The organism is Catenulispora rubra (assembly GCF_015356825.1).
GTDB classification, from domain to species: domain Bacteria; phylum Actinomycetota; class Actinomycetes; order Streptomycetales; family Catenulisporaceae; genus Catenulispora; species Catenulispora rubra.
The window spans coordinates 1-1,039 of record NZ_JAACYW010000645.1 but is presented as its reverse complement, the minus strand read 5'-3'; the positions used below and the strand labels follow the sequence as shown (position 1 = coordinate 1,039).

Annotated in this window: 1 rRNA gene; it reads left to right on the top strand. The window is 56.9% G+C overall.

Going from position 1 to position 1,039, the window contains the following annotated elements:
• Nucleotides 1-1,026, top strand: a 23S ribosomal RNA gene (locus tag GWK61_RS54735); the annotation flags it as partial.
• Nucleotides 1,027-1,039: the final 13 nt, after the last annotated feature.

The window sequence follows — 1,039 nt, the reverse complement described above, 5'->3', positions numbered from 1 at the left end:
CGAAGCTGAGAACTTAAGCGCCAGTAAACGGCGGTGGTAACTATAACCATCCTAAGGTAGCGAAATTCCTTGTCGGGTAAGTTCCGACCTGCACGAATGGCGTAACGACTTCTCGACTGTCTCAACCACGGACCCGGCGAAATTGCACTACGAGTAAAGATGCTCGTTTCGCGCAGCAGGACGGAAAGACCCCAGGACCTTCACTATAGCTTGATATTGGTGTTCGACTCGGTTTGTGTAGGATAGGTGGGAGGCTGTGAAGTCCGGACGCTAGTTCGGGTGGAGCCGGCGTTGAAATACCACTCTGATCGTGTTGGATGTCTAACCTCGGTCCGTGATCCGGATCAGGGACAGTGTCTGGTGGGTAGTTTAACTGGGGCGGTTGCCTCCTAAAGAGTAACGGAGGCGCCCAAAGGTTCCCTCAGCCTGGTTGGCAATCAGGTGGCGAGTGCAAGTGCACAAGGGGGCTTGACTGTGAGACCGACAGGTCGAGCAGGTGCGAAAGCAGGGACTAGTGATCCGGCCATGGCTTGTGGAAGCGTGGTCGCTCAACGGATAAAAGGTACCCTGGGGATAACAGGCTGATCTTCCCCAAGAGTCCATATCGACGGGATGGTTTGGCACCTCGATGTCGGCTCGTCGCATCCTGGGGCTGGAGTAGGTCCCAAGGGTTGGGCTGTTCGCCCATTAAAGCGGTACGCGAGCTGGGTTTAGAACGTCGTGAGACAGTTCGGTCCCTATCCGCTGCGCGCGCAGGAGACTTGAGAAGGGCTGTCCCTAGTACGAGAGGACCGGGATGGACGGACCTCTGGTGTGCCAGTTGTCCCGCCAGGGGCATGGCTGGTTGGCTACGTTCGGGAAGGATAACCGCTGAAAGCATCTAAGCGGGAAACCTGCTTCAAGATGAGGTCTCCCACCCACTTGATGGGGTAAGGCTCCCGGTAGACCACCGGGTTGATAGGCCGGGCGTGGAAGCTCCGTGAGGGGTGTAGCGGACCGGTACTAATAGGCCGAGGGCTTGACCACAAAGCTGATTCTT